This is a genomic window from Desulfovirgula thermocuniculi DSM 16036 (assembly GCF_000429345.1).
Classification (GTDB): Bacteria; Bacillota; Desulfotomaculia; order Desulfotomaculales; family Desulfovirgulaceae; genus Desulfovirgula; species Desulfovirgula thermocuniculi.
This window is the reverse complement of sequence record NZ_AUBR01000113.1, coordinates 1-2382: the sequence shown is the minus strand read 5'-3', so window position 1 is coordinate 2382 and position 2382 is coordinate 1. Positions and strand designations below refer to the sequence as shown.

2 protein-coding genes are annotated in these 2382 nt (G+C 55.0%); both read left to right on the top strand.

Going from position 1 to position 2382, the window contains the following annotated elements; translation table 11 throughout:
* Positions 1–1230, top strand: a 1230-nt coding sequence (locus tag G454_RS0114985) for an ABC transporter substrate-binding protein (protein WP_027719221.1), incomplete at its 5' end; no start/stop codon positions are given.
* Positions 1206–2324, top strand: coding sequence for an iron chelate uptake ABC transporter family permease subunit (locus G454_RS0114980; RefSeq protein WP_027719220.1), 1119 nt, complete (start codon positions 1206–1208; stop codon positions 2322–2324). The genes G454_RS0114985 and G454_RS0114980, both read left to right, overlap by 25 nt.
* The last annotated feature ends 58 nt before the right edge of the window (positions 2325–2382 follow it).

Below are 2382 nucleotides of genomic sequence, written 5' to 3'. Positions count from 1 at the left end.
GGGCAGGGGACGGCCTATGTAAATGAGCGTCCTGTGAGCCTTGATGTGCCGGGCAAGATAATCAACGGCCGGACGATGGTACCCCTGCGCTTCATTGGCGAGTCCTTGGGAGCCGAGGTGAGCTGGGACGATGCGACGCGCACGGTGATCGTTCGTACGGGTGCAGGTGCCCAGCAGGATAAAAATGCGGTTGCCGAATATTTCTTCACCCCCCAAGGAGAGGTTCAGAAGAGGATAACAGTTACAGAATACTTCGTCAAGCCCAACGGAGAAATTGAAAAGCGCACAGTGCGGGTGCCCTCTCCGCCCCAGAGGGTGATTGTTACAGGAAGCTACCAGGCGGAAATTATAAAGGCCTTGGGGCAAGAAAAAAGGGTTGTTGGTGTTTACGATTACACAAAGAAAAACCAGAAGTGGCTTGGCTACGTTGAAAACGTACCGGGTATAGGTAGCGCGTCTACACCTAACGTGGAATTGATCATTTCTCTTAGGCCCGACCTAGTGTTGGATTGGGCCATGAAGCCGGAGATCAGAAGCCAGCTCGAACGCGCTGGAATTCCGGTGCTGCGGATATACGGCTATAACCAAAATTTTATGTGCGACGAGATCCGTACCTTAGGATTAATTTTCCAGTGCCCGGAGCGGGCAAATGCTTATGCAGATCTTATCGAGAAATATTGGGCGATAGTAAAGGAAAGAACTCGCAATTTGCTACCAAACCAAAGAGTCAGTGTCTACTGGGAGAACTCGATAAGAGAATGGGGGAGTACCGGCCCTGGTTCTGGCGGTCACACGATGATCGAGTGGGCTGGCGGGACCAATATAGCAGCATCGCTTGGCTTAGCTAACCCCACAGTTACGCCGGAGTGGGTGGCGGCAAAAAACCCGCAAGTGGTGGTTAAAAACGTTTCCCCTGATTATGAGGGAGTAACATCAAGCGGTATCGGTTTCGAGGCAACGACGACATCGGAGTTAGAGTCATTACAGCAAAGAATAATGGTACGGCCTGCCCTTAAAACTACGACGGCGGTCAAAGGGAAACGAGTCTATTTGATTTCGTCTTCGATCGCTTTTGGTCCGCGTAGTGTAATTGGGCTCTGCTACCTTGCCAAATGGCTGCACCCGGAGCTCTTTCAAGACATAGACCCGGAGGCGGTGCACCGGGAGGTACTCAAGAAGTTCTACGGGGAGGAGCTTAGAGGCATATGGGTTTACCCACCGCTGAAGTGAATAGTATGGCTTGGGAAGACCATGTTGCCGCGATAAAAGCCACCTATTCCCGCCATATCGGTCGCAAAGTTTTTGGGGTTGCAGTCTTATTTGGCTTGGTTACGGCTACAGCTCTAATGGCCACCTCTGTGGGGGCAGCGGGAATAAGCGTGCCTGATGTTTGGCGTGTGATATTGGCACACTTGGGTATAAAAGCGGCCCCAGTGAGCGACCTTGCCGAGACGGTGGTCTGGGAGATCCGCCTCCCCCGCATTTTGCTGGCCACCATCACCGGGATGAGTCTGGCGGGGGCCGGGGCGGTGATGCAGGGGGTGTTGCGCAACCCGCTGGTTTCCCCCTATACGATGGGTCTTTCCAGCGGCGCGGCTTTTGGGGCGGCTTTGGCCATTGTGCTGGGGACAGGCCTGGTGGGCGGGAGTTACCTTGAAGTGTCGCGGTGGCTCATTGTTACCAACGCCTTCGTTTTTGGAGGGTTGACCACGCTCCTGGCCTTCTCCCTGGCGCGGTTTAAGGGAATGTCGCCCGAGACGCTGGTTTTAGGCGGGGTGGCCATTGGTTACCTTTTTCAAGCTGGTGTCTCGCTTTTGAAATACGTTTCCAATAACGAGGCGCTAAAAGAACTTGTCGTCTGGCTGATGGGCGGCTTCTGGGGGGCAGACTGGCAGACGGTGATGCTTCTTACCCCGGTGGTGCTGTTCTGTATGGCCGGGCTTCTCCTGTACGCCTGGGATCTCAACGTGCTGGGGGCCGGGGAGGAGGTGGCGGCCAGCTTCGGGATAAATGTGGGGCGCCTGAGGGTTTGCACCCTCACCCTTGCTACCCTTGCTGCTGCGGCTACGGTGGCCTTCACCGGCATCATTGGCTTTGTCTGCCTGGTGGGGCCGCACATCTGCCGGATGCTTGTGGGCAGTGACAACCGGTTTTTGATCCCTTGCTCCTGCCTGATGGGTGCGGTGCTTTTGCTTTTGGCCGATACTTTGGCGCGGACCATTGTTGCGCCTGCGGAGATCCCGGTGGGAATTATCACTGCGCTCATGGGGTCACCATTCTTCATCTACCTGTTAATCAGGAAAAAGCGGCAGTGGTGGGGGTAAGCGGGAAAGGTACGGGGTGTGCGGTGAATGTTGGTACTGGTTGGAGTTAATGCCTGAT